Origin of the sequence: Microbacterium sp. NPDC077391, from assembly GCF_040686955.1 — a bacterium.
In the GTDB taxonomy this organism is placed as follows: domain Bacteria; phylum Actinomycetota; class Actinomycetes; order Actinomycetales; family Microbacteriaceae; genus Microbacterium; species Microbacterium commune.
Map to the genome: position 1 here is coordinate 1,075,224 of NZ_JBFBMI010000001.1, position 13,554 is coordinate 1,088,777.

A 13,554-nucleotide genomic window follows, 5' to 3' on the forward strand; every position below is an offset into this window, starting at 1 on the left:
GCATCCATGACCGAGGAACCCGGGATCGTGCGCCCACGGCCGCGATCCCGGGTTTCTTCGTATCCGATGTGATCGAACCGTTACGAGAACTTCGCGCCGGTGATGCTGTCGTGACCTGAACCCTGCGCGCGCTCGCCTACCCTCGAAGTACGCACCGGAGGTGCGCAGCTACGGGGGTGGCGATGTGAATCTCTTCGGCACAGGGACGGCCGGTACGGCGGGCGCGCCGACCAGCACCGCGCCCGGCCTCGACTCGCATCCCTCCGCGCCGATTCCCGTGGTTGGGCCCGGTGTGGGGGAGGGCATCCGGGTGCCTCTCGGCGAGACCGGACTCTCGATCTTCCCGCTCATGCTCGGCGCCGCCGAGTTCGGCTGGAGCATCGATCAGCACACCAGCAGCGCGATCCTCGACCGCTACGTCGAGTTCGGCGGCAACGCGGTGCACACCGCCGACGGGTTCTCCGGCGGTCGAAGCGAGCACATCATCGGACAGTGGCTTCGAGTCCGCGGCCTGCGCGACCGCATCAGCCTGGGTGTCCGCATCGGATCCCACGCCGACAACCCGGGTCTCGGCTCGGTGAATCTCGTGCGCGCGGTCGAGGGCTCGCTCACGCGACTCGCCGTGGACTGCATCGATGTGGTGTACCTGGATGCCACGCTCGACAGCAGCTCGGTGCTGGAGGACACCCTCGCCACGGTGGAGTGGCTGCGCGACGCGGGGAAGATCCGCTCAGTGGGCGCGTTCCGCTTCCCCGCGGAGCGCCTCGTCGAGGCGAGGATCCTCGCCTCCGCCGGATATCCGCGCATCGAGGTGGTCGACGAGCCGTACAACCTCGTGCGGCGGCGCGGATTCGAGGGCGATCTGCGCCTGGTCGCCGGCGCTCAGAACCTCGCCGTCACGCCTTCGCACGCGCTCGAGCATGGATTCCTCTCCGGTCAGCACCGCAGCAAGTCCGCGGCCGTGGGCGTCCGCGGCGAGCAGATGAAGGGCAACCTCAACCGCCGTGGCATCCGCGTGCTGCGGGTGCTCGACCGCGTCGCCGCCGAGCTGTCGGTTCCCGTCGCGGCCGTGTCGATCGCCTGGCTGCTCGCGCAGCGCACGGTGGTGGCGCCGATCGTGAACGCATTCGCCCCCCAGCACGTCGAGGAGCTCATGCAGGGAGCAGGCGTCTCCCTGCTGCGCTCGCAGGTCGCCGAGCTCACCCGCGCCGGTGACTGAACGCGCAGTCCGCGCGGATCGCGCCGCGCCTGGGCGGCGTGTCGGCGGGGTGACCTAAGCTGGAATCGCCCCTCCGAGGGGGAAGGGCTGAAGTGAGCGGGCAGTGACGCACTACATATATCTGGTCAGACACGGTGAGCATCAGGACGCCGAGCACGGCGTCGATGACGGACCCCTTTCGCCCCGAGGGCAGCGTCAGGCGGAGCTGATCGCCGATCGCCTGTCCGGTCTGCCGCTCGATGCCGTCTGGCATTCCCCGCTGCTGCGTGCCGCCGAGACGGCACGCGCGATCGCGGCGCGGCTGCCGTCGGTCGACCCGATGCCGTCGGCTCTGCTCTTCGACTGCGTTCCCAGCGGCATGAACGAGGACGTGCCATCGGTGTACGAGCCGTTCTTCGGGTCTGTCAGCGATGCCGAGATCGAGGCGGGCTCGGCGCAGATGGCCGATGCGGTCGGCGAGTTCCTGCGGCGCCGCAACGGCGACGTGCACGAGGTGCTGATCACCCACAACTTCGTCATCTCGTGGTTCGTGCGCGAGGTGCTCGGTGCCCCGGACTGGCGGTGGATGACCCTCAACCAGGCGCACTGCGGGCTCACCGTGATCGCCCAGAAGCAGGGGCGGCCATGGACGCTGCTCAGCCACAACGACCTCGGCCATCTGCCGATGGAGCTGCGCACCGGGCTGCCCGAGGGCGCCCTCGTCTGACTCGCCGACGCCCCGGGTCATCACGACAGATCAGCGCGGCGGTCGAATCTAGACTGGGATCATGACGACACAGGTCGCCCTCGTCGGCGGTACAGGCTCCCTCGGACGCATCATCCACGGGGTGATCGACCAGCTCGACGGTTTCGAGGTGCGCTCCGTGCTCGGGTCGGGCAGCGACCTGGCCGAGATGGACGGCGCCGACCTCGTCATCGACGCCTCGATCCCCGCGGTGAGCATCGACGTGGTCCGAGCGGCAGTGCAGCGCGGCATCAACGTGCTCGTCGGCACCTCAGGATGGTCGCAGGAGCGCATCGCGCCGGTGCGCTCACTGGTCGACGCCGCCGGCACCGGTGCGGTGTTCATCCCGAACTTCTCCCTGGGCTCCGCGCTGGGGTCGGCCCTGGCAGCCGCAGCCGCCCCGTTCTTCGCCTCCGCGGAGATCATCGAGGCGCATCACGATCGCAAGATCGACTCGCCCAGCGGCACCGCGGTGCGCACCGCCGAGCTGATGACCGCCGCGCGCGAGGCGCAGGGCCCGTTCCAGGCGCCGCACGTCGACCAGCGGGCCCGCGGACAGCAGGTCGCCGGCGTGCCCGTGCACTCGCTGCGTCGCCCGGGTGTCATCGCCAGGCAGGAGGCCATCCTGTCGGGCCCGGGAGAGACACTGACGATCGTGCACGACACGGTCGACTCCGCGGCGGCCTACGCCCCGGGGATCCGGCTCGCGGTTCCGTTCGCGCGCGACGCGCGGGGGGTCGTCGTCGGGCTGGAGAACATCGTCGACATCGGCATCAGGGCCCGCGCGTGAGCTCACGCATCGGGGTGGCCGTGATGGGCGCGGCGCTGCTGCTCTACGTCGTGGTCGCGGGCTGGCTGGCGGTGATGTTCCTCCGCGTGGCGACGCCGGTGGCGATCGGGATGGCCATCGCGTTGATCGTGATCGCCCCGATCGGAGCGTGGGCGCTGGTGCGCGAGCTCCTCTTCGGCTTCGCTGCGGATCGGCTGGGACGCACGCTCGACGCAGAGGGCGGCATGCCCGAGGCTCCGGAGCGCCTGACACCGAGCGGTCGCCTGATGCGCGAGGACATCGAGCCGCTGATCGGGCAGTACGGCGCGGCTGTGCAGTCGGAGCCGGGCGACTGGCGCGCCCGATACCGCCTGGGTGTGGTGCAGGATGCCGCCGGGCGGCGGAAGGATGCCAGAGCCAGCATCCGCGAGGCGATCAGGCTCTCGCGGACGCGGCTCTGACGACGGGGATCAGGCGAGGCTGGCCTCGAGGGTGATCTCGATGCCGGCGAGTGCCTGCGAGACCGGGCATCCGGTCTTGGCGCCCTCGGCGATCTCCTGGAACTTCTCCGGGGTGAGTCCGGGAACGCTCGCGTTCACGTTCAGGTGGCTGCCGGTGATGCCGGTGCCGGGCTTGAACGTGACCGATGCCGACGTGTTCACACGCTCAGGCGGGGTGCCGTTCTCGGCGAGCGCGTGCGAGAGCGCCATGCTGAAGCACGAGGCGTGCGCTGCGGCGATGAGCTCCTCCGGGGTCGTGGTCGACTCGGATCCTTCGCTGCGCGACTTCCAGTCGATCGGGAAGGTGCCGAGGTTCGAGCTCGAGAAGGCCACGGTGCCCGAGCCCTCCATCAGGGATCCGGTCCAGGTGGTCGCGGCTTCGCTGGTGACGGTCATTGTTCCTCCGAGAATCGCTCGTCGCATCGCCACGCGGGTTCGCGTCGCCCGGCCAGCCTATCCAGACGGGGGCTGCGTCGGAACAGATCAGGTGGCTGCGCCGCTGCGAGCGAACAGACCCGCACGCTGCAGCAGCAGATAGATCTGGCAGCCCAGGCAGAAGCCGAACGCCGCGTTGAGGAATGCGGCGACGAACGCCGCCGCCGTGGCGATCGGGAGGGCGAGAGGCACACCCGCCAGGTGCAGCACCAGCCCCGTTCCGACGACGAACAGGCCCACGCCCTGGGCGAAGCGCGGCGGACGCGGATCCTCGAGGTCGGCAGGAGGGGCCAGACGGGGGCGGACGGCCGTGCGGAACAGCACCGCCCAGGGCGAGGTCGACGGAGAGACGAGCCCCCACACGAACAGCGCCGCAGCGATCGCCGCGACGACGAAGCCGGGGTCGGATGCCCGCTGGCCGACGGATGCCGTGCCGATCGCCCACTGATCACCGGAGAAGACCGACGATGACAGCGGCTGGTAGGCGAACCACCCGAACGTGGCCTGCGCGCTCGACGCGGCCACGCCGGTCAACGCCAGGACGGTTGCGATGAGGAGCAGGGCGGAGGTGATCCATGCGGCGAAGCGCGGAGCCCGCGGGTCGATTCCGGCGGGGGCGGTCATGCGGTCTCCTGGAGGGCGGGCAGCTCGTCGAGAGCGCTGATCATGTCGTCGCGGCGCGGCACACCGACGAAGCGGGCCACGATGCGGGCCTGCGCGTCGACGAGCAGGGTCGTGGGGGTGCTGAGGATGCGGTTCTCGGCAGCTAGGTCGGCGCGGCGGGTGAGGTCGACATCGTGCACGTCGATCGCATCGCGCTCGGCGAGCACGTCATGCAGCATCCGGCGCACCTGCGGGCAGCGAGCGCAGGTCTCTGTACTGAAGAGGACGAGGGTCGCGCGGCCCGGCTCGAGGCCGAGGCGGTTCACGTCCAGGCGGCCCGCTGCGCGACGACGGCGCCCGTCTCCCGCGCGCCAGACGAGCCCGATGACGACCGTCACGAGCAGCAGGGCTCCCACCATCAGCAGGGCGGTCGTCAGAGGCATACGTCGAGGCTACGTCGAACGACACCGTCGCAGCCGAGTGTGACATCCCGTGACGTATCGTTGCTGGCATGAGTGCAGTCGTGCCGACACCCTACGAAGATCTGCTGCGTGACGTGCTGGAATCCGGCACCCACAAGGACGATCGCACCGGCACGGGCACCACCAGCGTCTTCGGTCGGCAGATCCGGTTCGACCTCGCGCAGGGATTCCCTCTGGTCACCACCAAGCGCGTGCACTTCAAGTCGATCGCCTACGAGCTGCTGTGGTTCCTGCGCGGCGACTCGAACGTGCGCTGGCTGCAGGAGAACGGCGTGAGCATCTGGGACGAGTGGGCCGACGAGTCCGGCCACCTCGGCCCGGTGTACGGAGTGCAGTGGCGCTCCTGGCCGACGCCTGACGGCGGCAGCATCGACCAGCTGTCGCAGGTCATCGACCAGATCAGGGCGACCCCGGACTCGCGCCGGCTCATCGTCTCGGCGTGGAACCCCGCCGACATCCCCGACATGGCGCTCGCTCCGTGCCACGCGCTGTTCCAGTTCTACGTCGCCGACGGCAGGCTGTCGTGCCAGCTCTACCAGCGCAGCGCCGACCTGTTCCTCGGGGTCCCGTTCAACATCGCCTCGTACGCGCTGCTGACCCTCATGGTCGCGCAGCAGACCGGTCTCGAGCCCGGCGACTTCGTCTGGACCGGCGGCGACTGCCACATCTACGACAACCACGTCGAGCAGGTGCGCGAGCAGCTGTCCAGGGAACCGTACCCGTACCCCGCGCTGAGGTTCGCGCGCAGGCCGGAGTCGATCCTCGACTACCGCTACGAGGACTTCGTCGTCGAGGGCTATCAGCACCACCCGGCGATCCGTGCGGCGGTGGCGGTGTGAGCGCCGTGCCCACCCGGGGAACCTGGACGGGACTCATCTGGGCGCAGGCAAGAGGCGGCGTGATCGGCGCCGACGGAGGGATGCCCTGGCACGTGCCGGAGGATCTCGCGCACTTCAAGGAGACCACCTCCGGCACGCCCGTGATCATGGGCCGGCGCACCTGGGACTCCCTGCCCGAGCGCTTCCGCCCCCTGCCGGACCGCGAGAACATCGTCGTCACGCGCAGTCAGGACTGGAGCGCGGAGGGCGCGCGCCGGGCAGCCGGCGTCGCGGAGGCCGTGCGCGGTCAGGAGCGGGTGTGGATCATCGGGGGAGCGGAGATCTTCCGGCAGGTGATCGGCGACGCCGACCGCCTCGAGGTCACCGAGCTCGACATCGAGGTCGACGGCGACGCGTACGCGCCGTCGGTCGACGGCTGGCGTCTGATCGACGAGGGGGAGTGGCAGACGTCCCGCACCGGCATCCGATACCGCTTCCTCGGATACGAGCACTGATGCCCACCGCACTCATCACCGGAGCCAGCGCCGGACTCGGCGCGGAGTTCGCGCGCCAGCTCGCCGCGCGTCATGCCGACCTCGTGCTCGTCGCTCGCAGCGCAGACGCCCTCGAGACGCTGGCGGCGCAGCTGCGCGACGAGCACGGCGTGCACGTCGAGGTGATGGTCGCCGACCTGGCGATCGACACCGAGGTGCAGCGCGTGGCGGACCGCGTCGCCGATTCCGCCGCGCCCGTCGACCTGCTCGTCAACAACGCCGGTTTCGGCCTGCCCCTGCACTTCGCGGACAACCTGATCGACGACGAGGTGCGGCACCTGCGTGTGCACGTCGAGGCGTCGATGCGCCTCATGCACGCCGCCATCCGCGCCATGCGCGGCCGAGGCGGGCGGATCATCAACGTGGCGTCCGTGGCCGGCTTCATCTCCCGTTCCACCTACTCCGCGTGCAAGTCGTGGCTGATCGGGTTCAGCCGGTGGGCGAACGACGAGTACGGGCGCGACGGCGTCAGCGTGACGGCGCTGTGCCCCGGATTCACGCACACGAGCTTCCATGAGCGGATGGGACTGACCCCGGGGCAGGAGGGCGTGCCCGCCATCATGTGGCTCGATGCGCCGCGCGTCGTGCGCGCCGGACTGCGGGATGCCGCGCTCGGACGACCCGTGTCGATCCCGTCGCTGCGGTACAAGCTCATCGTCGCGCTCGCGCGCCTGCTGCCCAGCCGGCTGACCTCGGGCGTCGCGCGTCGAGGCCGCGTCTGACGCGCGGTCCCGATGCCAGGCACTGAAACGCTACGCTGAGAGGATGACGCACGCGGATAATCCCTTCGGACAGGTGCTCGTCGCGCTGGTCACCCCGATGACCGCCGACGGAGAGGTCGACTGGCCCGCCACCGAGAAGCACATGGACCGCGTCATCAGCGACGGTGCCGACGGCATCGTCGTCACCGGCACGACCGGTGAGACCTCCACCCTCACCGACGACGAGAAGATCCGTCTCGTCGAGGTGGGCAAGGACGTCTCGGCCGGACGCGCGAAGATCATCACCGGCGGCGGATCCAACGAGACCGCGCACGCCATCGAGCTGTACAAGGCCAGCGAGAAGGCCGGCGCCGACGGCATCATGATCGTCACCCCGTACTACAACAAGCCGACGCAGGCGGGCATCCTGACCCACTTCCGGCTCGTGGCCGACGCCACCGACCTCCCGGTCATCCTCTACGACATCCCCGGTCGCACCGGCGTGCCCATCAAGTACGAGACCATCCTGCGCCTCGCCAAGCACCCCAACATCCTCGCGGTGAAAGACGCCAAGGGCGACTTCAGCGAGGTCAGCCGCGTGCTGAACCAGACCGACCTGATGTACTTCTCCGGCGACGACTCGAACGTGCTCCCGCACCTGTCGATCGGGGCAACCGGCATGATCGGGGTCACCGCCAACATCACCTCCGCGCCGTACCGCACGATCGTCGACGCGGTGAACCGCGGCGACCTCGCCACCGCGACCGCCGAGCACAAGCGGCTCGAGCCGCTGGTGCGGGCCGCGATGACGCACGTGCCGGGCACGGTCTCGGCCAAGTACATCCTGCACGGGCTCGGCCGCATCAACAGCCCGCGCGTGCGTCTGCCCCTCGTCGGACCGGAGGAGTGGGAGGCGGCTCTCATCGAGGACGAGCTCGCCCTCGTCACGGACGTCGCCGGCGCGGACTTCTCGAACTTCCGTCCCGACCGCAACGCGGCCGCGGGCGGCGCACTGCCCAAGGTGCACGGCACCACACGATGAGCGCGGTTTCGCGCTGACGACGACATGACCGGGCCTCGTCTGCCCGCCTGAGGAGACCGAATGTCCTTCCCCCTCGCCGAACCCGAGCCGCTCGCCCCCGGAACGCTGCGGGTCACCCCGCTGGGCGGTCTGGGCGAGGTCGGGCGCAACATGACCACGTTCGAGTACGAGGGCAAGATCCTCATCGTCGACTGCGGTGTGCTCTTCCCCGAGGAGCACCAGCCCGGCGTCGATCTGATCCTGCCCGACTTCGAGCCGATCAAGCACCGGCTCGACGATGTGGTCGGCGTGGTGCTCACGCACGGCCACGAAGACCACATCGGCGCGGTGCCGTACCTGCTGCGCCTGAAGCAGGACATCCCGCTGATCGGGTCGGGGCTCACGCTGGCGCTCGTCGAGGCGAAGCTCAAGGAGCACCGGATCAAGCCCTTCACCCTCACCGTCAAGGAGGGTCAGGAGGAGAAGGTCGGACCGTTCGACCTCGAGTTTATCGCGGTCAACCACTCGATCCCGGATGCCCTGGCTGTCGCCATCCGCACCCCGGCCGGACTGGCCCTCGCCACCGGCGACTTCAAGATGGACCAGCTGCCCCTCGACGGGCGGATCACCGACCTGCGCGCCTTCGCGCGTCTGGGCGAGGAGGGCGTCGACCTGTTCCTCGTCGACTCCACCAACGCCGACGTGCCCGGCTTCACGCCCACCGAGCGGTCGATCGGACCTGTGCTCGAGCAGGTCATCGGCAAGGCACGACGTCGGGTCATCGTCGCCAGCTTCTCCAGCCACGTGCACCGCGTGCAGCAGGTCATCGACGCCGCGCACGCCCACGGGCGTCGCGTGGCGTTCCTCGGCCGCAGCATGGTGCGCAACATGACCATCGCCGAGCAGCTGGGCTATCTCAAGGTGCCCGCGAACGTGCTGATCGACTACAAGAAGGCCCGCGATCTGCCCGACGACAAGATCGTGTACATGTCGACCGGGTCGCAGGGCGAGCCCATGGCGGTGCTGAGCCGCATGGCCAACCTCGACCACGCGATCGAGCCGGGCGACGGCGACACCGTCATCCTCGCCTCGAGCCTCATCCCCGGCAACGAGAACGCGGTGTACCGCGTGATCGACGGGCTCACGAAGCTCGGCGCCGACGTGGTGCACAAGGCCAACGCCAAGGTGCACGTCTCCGGCCATGCCGCCGCCGGCGAGCTGATCTACTGCTACAACATCCTGAAGCCGAAGAACGTGCTCCCGGTGCACGGCGAGTACCGTCACCTCATCGCCAACGCCAAGCTGGCCCAGGCCACCGGTGTGCCTGAGGAGCGCACGATCGTCGGAGGCAACGGCACCATCATCGACCTGCGCGACGGTGAGGCTCGGGTCGCCGGTCAGCTCGACATCGGGTTCGTGTACGTCGACGGGTCGACCGTGGGAGGCATCACCGACGCCGACCTCAAGGACCGCCGCATCCTCGGCGAAGAGGGTTTCGTCTCGATCATCGTCGTCGTGGACTCCTCGACCGGGCGCATCGTGTCCGGCCCCGAGATCCACGCGCGCGGCGTCGCCGAGGACGACCGGGTCTTCGACGACATCACGCCGAAGATCGTCGCCGCGCTCGAAGAGGCCGCCCGCAACGGGGTGCGCGACAACCACGCGCTTTCGCAGATCATCCGCCGTACGATCGGACGCTGGGTGAACCAAAAGCTGCGCCGTCGCCCGATGATCGTGCCGCTCGTGATCGAGGCCTGATACCGCGCAAAGCCGCGTCACTGCGGGCGGTTGTCCGCGGTCGGCCGTACCGTGGAACACATGGCCAGGAGCACCACCAAGTCCGAGCGCGCGTCCGAGAGCGCGAGCTCGTCTCGCCCGAAGCGGCAGACGCCCGCTCGATCGAGCGCGAAAGCCGCTCCGGCCCCGAAGAAGTACATCGACGAGGCCGAGCGGCCGCCACTCGGCGTGCGCATGTGGCTCGGGCTCGCGCACGGCGTCGGTGGACTGTTCCGCGCCTTCGGCCCGGAGAATCTCGAGAAGGACCAGCGACGCGACGGCTTCCCGCTGCTGCTCGTGCTGTTCGCGATCGTCGGCGGTGTCGTCGAGTGGTTCTTCATCGGCAACGTCGTCGCGCAGAACATCAGCGCATTCACCTGGGGTCTGCTGGTCGGCCGGGTGGCGTTCGTGCTTCCCGTGCTGCTGCTGCTCCTCGCGGGGTGGCTGTTCCGGCATCCCTCGTCGGTGCACGACAACGGGCGGATCGGGATCGGGTTCGGACTCTTCGTGCTCTCGCTCGCCGGCATCCTGCACGTCGCCTCGGGCGTCGTCGGCGCGACCGGCACGATCGTCCGGCCGCAGCCGCGCGACGGGATGCCGGAGCTCAGCGCCGCCGGGGGCCTCTTCGGATGGATGCTCGGCGAGCCGCTCGCCTTCCTGACCCCGGTCGTCGCGTACATCGTCCTCGCGATGCTGACGGCGCTCAGCATCCTGATCCTGACCAAGACGCCCCCGAACCGCATCGGCGAGCGACTGGGCGACCTGTACGCGTGGATGTTCGGCGCGGAGCGTCCGCTTCGCCCGACCGCTGAAGAGGCGGCCGCAGCCGACGACGACGCCGCCGAGAAGGACGATGCGCTCCCGTGGTGGCGACGCAACAAGAGCGGGCGAGAGGAGACACCGGACGACGACGTCGACTCCCAGGCCATCACGGCGCTCTTCGATGAGCCGGCGCAGAAGACGGCGTACGACCAGGCGGTCATCGTCGACGACGAGCCGACCGTGCACGCCGGAGCGGATGCGGCGACCGAGGTGCTCTCCGACGTCAGCGCCCTCACCGGGCTGCTCGGCGAGCAGAACACCACCGCACTGCTCGACGACTCGGGCTCCACGGGAGAGCTGCCCGGCCTGGACGGCTTCGGAACGGAGGGCCCGGGGGAGAAGGGGATCCACGCGCCGGCTGCGCCCTACGTGCTCCCCTCGACCGCCGTCCTGAAGTCCGGACCGCCGCCGGTGGTGCGCTCGGATGCCACCGACCGCACGATCGAGCAGATCACCAGCGTTCTCGAGCAGTTCAAGGTCGATGCGAAGGTCACCGGGTTCTCGCGCGGCCCGACGGTCACGCAGTACGAGGTCGAGGTCGGCCACGGCGTCAAGGTCGAGAAGATCCTGCAGCTGAGCAACAACTTCGCCTACGCGGTCGCATCGAACGACGTGCGGATCCTGTCGCCCATCCCGGGCAAGAGCGCGATCGGCATCGAGATCCCCAACGTCGACAAGGAGACCGTCGCGCTCGGCGACGTGCTGCGCTCGACCGCGGCGCAGAAGAGCACGCACCCCCTGACGATCGGCGTCGGCAAGGACGTGGGCGGCAACATCGTCGTGGCGAACCTGGCCAAGATGCCGCATCTCCTCGTCGCAGGATCGACCGGGTCGGGAAAGTCCAGCTTCGTCAACTCGATGATCACCAGCCTGCTCATGCGCGCCAGGCCCGCGGATGTGCGCATGGTGCTGATCGACCCCAAGCGCGTCGAGCTGACCAACTACGCGGGCGTCCCGCACCTGATCACCCCCATCATCACGAACCCGAAGAAGGCCGCCGAGGCGCTGCAGTGGGTCGTGAAGGAGATGGACATGCGCTACGACGACCTGGCGTCGTTCGGCTACCGTCACATCGACGACTTCAACAAGGCCGTCCGCGCGGGCGAGGTGCAAGTGCCGCCGGGCAGCGAGCGCGTGCTCAAGCCGTACCCGTACCTGCTGGTCGTCGTCGACGAGCTCGCCGATCTGATGATGGTCGCCCCTCGAGACGTCGAGGACTCGATCGTGCGCATCACTCAGCTGGCGCGAGCATCGGGCATCCACCTCGTGCTCGCCACGCAGCGCCCCAGCGTCGACGTGGTCACGGGTCTGATCAAGGCGAACGTGCCCTCACGTCTGGCGTTCGCCGTGACGAGCGTCACCGACAGCCGCGTCATCCTCGACGCTCCCGGCGCCGACAAGCTGATCGGTCAGGGTGACGCCCTGTTCTCGCCGATGGGGTCGTCGAAGCCCTTCCGGCTACAGGGCGCGTGGGTGGACGAGGCCGAGATCTCCGCGGTCGTCAAGCACGTCACGCAGCAGGCCAGGCCGGAGTACCGTCCCGACGTGCAGGAGTCGGCGGAGGCACGCAAGAAGGAGGTCGACGAGGACATCGGCGACGATCTCGAGCTGCTGCTCGCCGCGGCCGAGCTGATCGTGTCGTCGCAGTTCGGGTCGACCTCGATGCTGCAGCGCAAGCTGCGCGTCGGCTTCGCCAAGGCCGGTCGACTCATGGATCTGCTCGAGTCGCGCGAGATCGTCGGGCCCTCCGAGGGCTCGAAGGCCCGCGACGTGCTGGTGACCTCCGAGCAGCTGCCCGGCGTGCTCGCGAAGCTGCGCGGAGAGGATGCACCGGCGCCGGCCGCGCCTGCCACCGCGTCTGCGAGCGCATCCGCCGGCGGCGATCCGTACGGGCGGGACCCGGTGGCCGAGCAGTTCGAAGGCCTGCCCGTGGTCGAGAGCGATCACGACGGCGACGAAGACGCCTGGGGACTGACGGGACGCGACTGATGACCATTCCACGGCAGCTTCCCAACGCGATCACGATCGCCCGCATCCCCCTCGCGGTCGTCTTCTTCATCCTCCTGCTGCTGGCCGGCACGTTCGGCGCCGACGACATCGTGCTTCGCTGGGTGGCTGCCGGCCTGTTCGTGCTCGCCATCTCGACCGACTGGATCGACGGCTACCTCGCACGCAGATACGACATCGTGAGCGATTTCGGGAAGCTGTGGGATCCGATCGCGGACAAGCTGCTCACCGGCGCCGGCTTCATCGGACTCGCCATCCTCGGCGAGGTCCCGTGGTGGATCATCATCGTCATCCTCGTGCGGGAATGGGCGATCACCATCCACCGCTTCACTCTCGTGCACGAGCACGTGGTCGCGGCGGCCTGGATGGGCAAGATCAAGACCGTCGTGCAGGGCGTCGCGCTGAGCTGGGCGCTGCTTCCGCTGCACGGTCTCGTCGGTCAGGCCGCCTGGGTGGTCGTCACGCAGGTGCTGATGATCCTGGCGCTCGTGCTCACCGTCGCGAGCGGGATCGACTATCTCGTCGCGCAGGTGCGCGGCCGCCGGAGGAGCGGATGACCCAGGCTGAGCTGCTGGTCGCCGCTCTTCGTCAGCGGGGCTGGACGCTGGGCGTGGCGGAGTCGCTCACCGGAGGTGCGGTCTGCTCTCAGGTCGTATCCGTTCCCGGTGCCTCGGCGACCCTGCTGGGCGGGGTCGTCGCGTACGCGATACCGGTCAAGCACACCCTGCTCGGGGTCGACGCCGCGCTGCTCGCCGAGCACGGGGCCGTCCATCCCGACGTGGCCGCGCAGATGGCCCAAGGCGTGCGGCGCGCCGTGGCCGTCGACGGGCGCTCGGCCGATGTCGGCATCGGGACGACGGGGATCGCCGGTCCCGACTCGCCCGATGGTCAGCCGGTCGGCACGGTGCACATCGGGATCGCCACACCGGACGGCGTCCGCAGCATCCCGTACCGGTTCGAGGGAACGCGGGCTGAGATCCGCGAGCGGGCGACGGTCGCGGCACTGGCGGAAGCGCTGGTGGCGGTGCGGGAATAGCCCCGCGGCGGGCGAGGTTCTCCTCTACGTGACACGTCGCGTACTCACAACTCAAGCACAGCGAGAAACAGTAGATTCAACGACACC

15 protein-coding genes are annotated in these 13,554 nt (G+C 69.4%); 12 read left to right on the forward strand and 3 right to left on the reverse strand.

Annotated elements, in window-relative coordinates; genetic code table 11:
- The first annotated feature begins 160 nt into the window (after positions 1 to 160).
- From AB0O65_RS04900 to AB0O65_RS04915, 4 genes are all read left to right on the forward strand, one after another.
- On the forward strand, positions 161 to 1,219 hold the full coding sequence (locus AB0O65_RS04900; RefSeq protein WP_363383401.1) for an aldo/keto reductase: 1,059 nt from the start codon (positions 161 to 163) through the stop codon (positions 1,217 to 1,219).
- Positions 1,220 to 1,322: 103 nt separating this feature from the next.
- Positions 1,323 to 1,925, forward strand: a complete 603-nt coding sequence (locus AB0O65_RS04905; RefSeq protein ID WP_363383403.1) for a histidine phosphatase family protein — start codon at positions 1,323 to 1,325, stop codon at positions 1,923 to 1,925.
- Between the two features lie 61 nt (positions 1,926 to 1,986).
- Positions 1,987 to 2,733, forward strand: a complete 747-nt coding sequence (gene dapB, locus AB0O65_RS04910) for a 4-hydroxy-tetrahydrodipicolinate reductase (protein ID WP_071642354.1) — start codon at positions 1,987 to 1,989, stop codon at positions 2,731 to 2,733.
- Positions 2,730 to 3,173, forward strand: a complete 444-nt coding sequence (locus tag AB0O65_RS04915; protein ID WP_071642356.1) for a hypothetical protein — start codon at positions 2,730 to 2,732, stop codon at positions 3,171 to 3,173. The genes dapB and AB0O65_RS04915 overlap by 4 nt, the downstream gene beginning before the upstream one ends.
- Before the next feature lie 9 nt (positions 3,174 to 3,182).
- Here AB0O65_RS04915 and AB0O65_RS04920 read toward each other — a convergent pair whose 3' ends face one another.
- The 3 genes from AB0O65_RS04920 to AB0O65_RS04930 all read right to left on the reverse strand — a co-directional run bounded on the left by AB0O65_RS04920 (position 3,183) and on the right by AB0O65_RS04930 (position 4,693).
- Positions 3,183 to 3,608 (reverse strand): OsmC family peroxiredoxin, encoded by a 426-nt coding sequence (locus AB0O65_RS04920; protein WP_071642358.1) that lies wholly within the window; start codon positions 3,606 to 3,608, stop codon positions 3,183 to 3,185.
- An 87-nt stretch (positions 3,609 to 3,695) separates the two neighbouring features.
- The gene (locus AB0O65_RS04925) at positions 3,696 to 4,271 is read right to left on the reverse strand and encodes a DUF4395 domain-containing protein (RefSeq protein ID WP_363383406.1); all 576 of its coding nucleotides are present in this window, start codon (positions 4,269 to 4,271) and stop codon (positions 3,696 to 3,698) included.
- Entirely contained in the window at positions 4,268 to 4,693 is a 426-nt protein-coding gene (locus AB0O65_RS04930; protein WP_363383408.1) for a thioredoxin family protein, read from the reverse strand. The genes AB0O65_RS04925 and AB0O65_RS04930 overlap by 4 nt, the downstream gene beginning before the upstream one ends.
- Positions 4,694 to 4,761: 68 nt before the next feature.
- On the opposite strand from AB0O65_RS04930, the gene AB0O65_RS04935 reads away from it, so the two are divergent.
- Genes AB0O65_RS04935 through AB0O65_RS04970 form a run of 8 tightly spaced genes read left to right on the forward strand, consistent with a single transcriptional unit; the run spans position 4,762 to position 13,467 of the window.
- A complete protein-coding gene (locus tag AB0O65_RS04935; RefSeq protein WP_363383410.1) occupies positions 4,762 to 5,571 on the forward strand; it encodes a thymidylate synthase in 810 nt (269 codons plus the stop codon).
- 5 nt (positions 5,572 to 5,576) lie between these two features.
- A complete protein-coding gene (locus AB0O65_RS04940) occupies positions 5,577 to 6,065 on the forward strand; it encodes a dihydrofolate reductase (protein ID WP_363383411.1) in 489 nt (162 codons plus the stop codon).
- On the forward strand, positions 6,065 to 6,826 hold the full coding sequence (locus AB0O65_RS04945) for an SDR family NAD(P)-dependent oxidoreductase (protein ID WP_191711742.1): 762 nt from the start codon (positions 6,065 to 6,067) through the stop codon (positions 6,824 to 6,826). The genes AB0O65_RS04940 and AB0O65_RS04945 overlap by 1 nt, the downstream gene beginning before the upstream one ends.
- Positions 6,827 to 6,869: 43 nt before the next feature.
- The gene (dapA, locus tag AB0O65_RS04950) at positions 6,870 to 7,847 is read left to right on the forward strand and encodes a 4-hydroxy-tetrahydrodipicolinate synthase (RefSeq protein WP_071642370.1); all 978 of its coding nucleotides are present in this window, start codon (positions 6,870 to 6,872) and stop codon (positions 7,845 to 7,847) included.
- A gap of 60 nt (positions 7,848 to 7,907) precedes the next feature.
- Positions 7,908 to 9,584, forward strand: a complete 1,677-nt coding sequence (locus AB0O65_RS04955) for a ribonuclease J (protein WP_071642372.1) — start codon at positions 7,908 to 7,910, stop codon at positions 9,582 to 9,584.
- 60 nt (positions 9,585 to 9,644) lie between these two features.
- Positions 9,645 to 12,413 (forward strand): DNA translocase FtsK, encoded by a 2,769-nt coding sequence (locus AB0O65_RS04960; protein WP_363383414.1) that lies wholly within the window; start codon positions 9,645 to 9,647, stop codon positions 12,411 to 12,413.
- On the forward strand, positions 12,413 to 12,988 hold the full coding sequence (gene pgsA, locus AB0O65_RS04965; RefSeq protein WP_071642376.1) for a CDP-diacylglycerol--glycerol-3-phosphate 3-phosphatidyltransferase: 576 nt from the start codon (positions 12,413 to 12,415) through the stop codon (positions 12,986 to 12,988). The genes AB0O65_RS04960 and pgsA overlap by 1 nt, the downstream gene beginning before the upstream one ends.
- The gene (locus AB0O65_RS04970; protein WP_363383416.1) at positions 12,985 to 13,467 is read left to right on the forward strand and encodes a CinA family protein; all 483 of its coding nucleotides are present in this window, start codon (positions 12,985 to 12,987) and stop codon (positions 13,465 to 13,467) included. The genes pgsA and AB0O65_RS04970 overlap by 4 nt, the downstream gene beginning before the upstream one ends.
- The last annotated feature ends 87 nt before the right edge of the window (positions 13,468 to 13,554 follow it).

What these genes read in the sequence shown, in the direction of transcription:
- dapB (WP_071642354.1), top strand. Translation starts at nt 1,987, where the DNA reads ATGACGACACAGGTCGCCCTCGTCGGCGGTACAGGCTCCCTCGGACGC.
- AB0O65_RS04920 (WP_071642358.1), bottom strand. Translation starts at nt 3,608, where the DNA reads ATGACCGTCACCAGCGAAGCCGCGACCACCTGGACCGGATCCCTGATG.
- AB0O65_RS04925 (WP_363383406.1), bottom strand. Translation starts at nt 4,271, where the DNA reads ATGACCGCCCCCGCCGGAATCGACCCGCGGGCTCCGCGCTTCGCCGCA.
- AB0O65_RS04930 (WP_363383408.1), bottom strand. Translation starts at nt 4,693, where the DNA reads ATGCCTCTGACGACCGCCCTGCTGATGGTGGGAGCCCTGCTGCTCGTG.
- AB0O65_RS04935 (WP_363383410.1), top strand. Translation starts at nt 4,762, where the DNA reads ATGAGTGCAGTCGTGCCGACACCCTACGAAGATCTGCTGCGTGACGTG.
- AB0O65_RS04945 (WP_191711742.1), top strand. Translation starts at nt 6,065, where the DNA reads ATGCCCACCGCACTCATCACCGGAGCCAGCGCCGGACTCGGCGCGGAG.
- dapA (WP_071642370.1), top strand. Translation starts at nt 6,870, where the DNA reads ATGACGCACGCGGATAATCCCTTCGGACAGGTGCTCGTCGCGCTGGTC.
- AB0O65_RS04955 (WP_071642372.1), top strand. Translation starts at nt 7,908, where the DNA reads ATGTCCTTCCCCCTCGCCGAACCCGAGCCGCTCGCCCCCGGAACGCTG.
- AB0O65_RS04960 (WP_363383414.1), top strand. Translation starts at nt 9,645, where the DNA reads ATGGCCAGGAGCACCACCAAGTCCGAGCGCGCGTCCGAGAGCGCGAGC.
- pgsA (WP_071642376.1), top strand. Translation starts at nt 12,413, where the DNA reads ATGACCATTCCACGGCAGCTTCCCAACGCGATCACGATCGCCCGCATC.
- AB0O65_RS04970 (WP_363383416.1), top strand. Translation starts at nt 12,985, where the DNA reads ATGACCCAGGCTGAGCTGCTGGTCGCCGCTCTTCGTCAGCGGGGCTGG.